Below are 3553 nucleotides of genomic sequence, written 5' to 3'. Positions count from 1 at the left end.
CGTCGGCCCGTATGCGCAGCCGGCGCCGCGTCGCGCGCCGCGCATCGCTCGTTCGCGCGCTCGACGCGCTGCCCTGCGTGCTGCTGCCCGACGCGCGTCCGTATGCGGGCTGGTTCGACGGCCTCGGCTGCCGCACGCTCGCCGATCTGCGCGGGCTGCCGCGCAAGGGGCTGCAGCGCCGTTGCGGGCCGGCGCTGCTGGCCGCGCTCGATCGCGCCTATGGCGAGGCGGTCGAGCCGCTGGCATGGATGGCGGTGCCGCCGGTGTTCGACGTGCGGCTCGAATTGGCGGAGCGCGTCGACTATGCGGAAGCCGTGCTGTTCGTCGCGCGGCGTCTCGTCGTGCAGTTGTGCGGCTGGCTCGCCGCGCGGCAGTTGTCGCTGGCTGCGATGACGTTCGATCTCGAGCACGAGCGCGGCCGTCAGGCCGTGCCGCCCACGTCGCTCGAACTCGCGTTTGCGGCGCCCGTGCGCGACGAAGCGCATTTCATGCGGCTGCTCGGCGAACGGCTTGCGCGCGTCGAATTGCCGGCCGCGGTGATCGCGGTGCGCCTGAAGGCCACACGCGTCGAATCGGTCGCGCCGCCGGCCGACGATCTGTTTCCCGAGCCGGGCGGCACGAAGGAGACGCGCGCGCGGCTGCTCGAACTGCTGGTCGCGCGGCTCGGCGCCGAGAACGTGCTGTGCGCGGCGCCGGTGGCCGATCATCGGCCCGAAGCCGCGAATCGCTGGCTGCCGCTCGATGCGCAGGCCGGCAAGCCGCCGGGCGCGCCGCCGGCGGTGCCGCCGCGTCCCGTATGGCTGCTGCCCGAGCCGTTGCCGCTGCTGATGCGCGAGAACCGGCCGGTGTTCCATACGCCGCTCAGGCCGATGTCATCGCCCGAGCGGATCGAGGCAGGGTGGTTCGACGGTCAAACGATCGCGCGCGATTACTACGTGGCGCAAGACGAAGAGGGCGCGTGCTACTGGATATTCAGGGAACGAATGAGCAGTCAGGCAGACCCGCACTGGTTTCTGCACGGCCTGTTCGGGTGAGCGGCGATGGTTACGGAATCCCGGTTGCTGCCCGCTTATGCGGAGTTGTTCTGCCGTTCGAACTTTTCGTTCCTGCATGGCGCATCGCATGCGGAGGAACTGGTCGCGCGCGCCGTGAAGCTCCGCTATCGCGGCATCGCGATCACCGACGAATGCTCGCTCGCGGGCGCACCGCGGATGCATGTCGCGGCGCGGGCCGCCGGCTTGCCGCTGATCATCGGTTCGTACTTCGAGGTCACGCCGGATGAGGCTCCGCCCGGTCACGACCCGGGGCCCGGCGCATTCGGGCTCGTGCTGCTCGCGCAGAATCGCGAAGGCTACGGCAACCTGTCCGAGCTGATTTCATGGCGACGGATGGCCGCGCCGAAAGGCACGTACAAGCTGACGCCGCGCATGCTGTCGAGGCCGCCCGAGGAATTCGCGCACCTGCGCGGGATGCCCGACTGTTTTGCGATTCTCGTGCCCGTGTATCCGGTGCGCGCAGATGTACTCGACGCGCAGGTCGCGTGGTTTCGCGCGACGTTCGGCGAGCGTGCGCGGCTCGGGCTCGTGCAGCTGCAACGCGCGCTGGACGGCCCGCAGCGCGACGAGATTCGTGCGGCCGGCGCGCGGCGCGGCGTGCGCGTCGTCGCGCTCGGCGACGTGACGATGCACCGGCGCTCGTGCAAGCCGCTGCAGGACGTGATGACGGCGATCCGGCTCGGGACGCCGGTGTCCGAGTGCGGCTATGCGCTCGCGCCGAATGCGGAGCAGCATCTGCGTTCGCTTGCGCGTATCGCGAAGCTGTTTTCGGCGGACGAGATCGCGCAGACGTGTGCGATTCTCGATGCGTGTCATTTCGAACTCGATACGCTGCGCTACGAGTATCCGGACGAGATCGTGCCTCCCGGACATACGCCGACCAGTTATCTGGAACAGGAGACCAAGGCCGGCGCGATTGAACGTTATCCGCAGGGTGTGCCGGAGAAAGTGGAACAGCAGATCCGGTATGAACTCGATCTGATCGCGAAGCTGAGCTACGAACCGTTCTTCCTGACTGTCTACGACATCGTCAAATACGCGCGCAGCCGGAACATCCTGTGCCAAGGGCGCGGTTCGGCGGCGAATTCGGCCGTCTGTTATTGCCTCGGCATCACCGAGGTGGATCCCGAGCAGAGCACGCTGCTGTTCGAACGCTTCATCAGCGAGAATCGCGGCGAGCCGCCCGACATCGACGTCGACTTCGAGCATCAGCGGCGCGAGGAAGTGATTCAGCACATCTACGAAAAATACGGCAAGCATCGCGCGGCGATCGCGGCGGCCGTCTCGACCTATCGGCCGCGCGGCGTGCTGCGCGAAACCGGCAAGGCGCTCGGTGTCGATCCGATGCTCGTCGATCGTGTCGCGAAAGGGCATCGATGGTTCGACGGCAGCCGCGATCTGCTGCAGCAGTTCGAGATGGTCGGGCTCGATCCCGCGACGCCGCTGATCCGCACCTGGGCGGAGCTCGCCGCGCGGCTGCTCAATTTTCCGCGCCATCTGTCGCAGCACTCGGGCGGTTTCGTGATCAGCCGCGGCAAGCTCACGCGGCTCGTGCCGGTCGAGAATGCCGCGATGGACGGGCGGCGCGTGATCCAGTGGGACAAGGACGATCTCGAAGCGCTCGGCTTGCTGAAGGTCGACGTGCTCGCGCTCGGGATGCTGTCGGCGCTGCATCGCGCATTCGACATGATCACCGCGTGGCGCGGCCTGCAGCCGGACGGGAAGCCGTTCGGGTTCGACCACATTCCGCGCCACGACGACGACACCTACGACATGATCTGCCGCGCCGACACGGTCGGCGTGTTCCAGATCGAGTCGCGCGCGCAGATGTCGATGCTGCCGCGCCTGAAGCCGCGCGAATACTACGACCTCGTGATCCAGGTATCGATCGTGCGGCCCGGGCCGATTCAGGGCGGCGCCGTGCATCCGTATCTGAAGCGGCGCAGGATCGTGGCCGGCGAAGAAGAGGGCGAGGTCACGTATCCGAGCGACGCGCTCAAGGCGGTGCTCGAACGCACGCTCGGCGTGCCGATCTTCCAGGAACAGGTGATGCAGATCGCGATCGTCGCGGCGGGCTTCACGCCGGACGAGGCCGATGCGCTGCGGCGCGCGATGGCAGCCTGGAAGCGCAAGGGCGATCTCGGCAAATATCACGACCAGATCGTCAACGGGATGCTCGAGCGCGGATACACGCGCGAGTTCGCCGAGCAGATCTTCGAGCAGATCAAGGGCTTCGGCGAATACGGCTTTCCCGAGAGCCACGCGGCGAGCTTCGCGAAACTCGCGTACGCGAGCAGCTGGCTCAAATGCCACGAACCGGCGATCTTCGTTGCCGCGCTGCTGAACAGCCAGCCGATGGGCTTCTATGCGCCCGCGCAACTCGTGCAGGATGCGCGGCGTCATGGCGTGACCGTGTTTCCGGTCGACGTGACGAAAAGCAACTGGGAGACCTCGCTCCAAGCGCTGCCCGGCGCCGATCGCCGCGCCGTCCGCATCGT

At 67.5% G+C, this 3553-nt stretch carries 2 protein-coding genes; both read left to right on the top strand.

What is annotated here, in order from left to right; genetic code table 11:
- Positions 1 to 1034: Y-family DNA polymerase (locus HMPREF3115_RS16745; protein WP_070555255.1), on the top strand; the 1034-nt coding region annotated here is incomplete at its 5' end.
- A gap of 6 nt (positions 1035 to 1040) precedes the next feature.
- Positions 1041 to 3553: error-prone DNA polymerase (locus HMPREF3115_RS16740; RefSeq protein ID WP_070555252.1), on the top strand; the 2513-nt coding region annotated here is incomplete at its 3' end.

The organism is Burkholderia sp. HMSC10F09 (assembly GCF_001806955.1).
GTDB lineage: Bacteria > Pseudomonadota > Gammaproteobacteria > Burkholderiales > Burkholderiaceae > Burkholderia > Burkholderia multivorans.
This window is presented reverse-complemented; position numbering and strand designations above follow the sequence as displayed.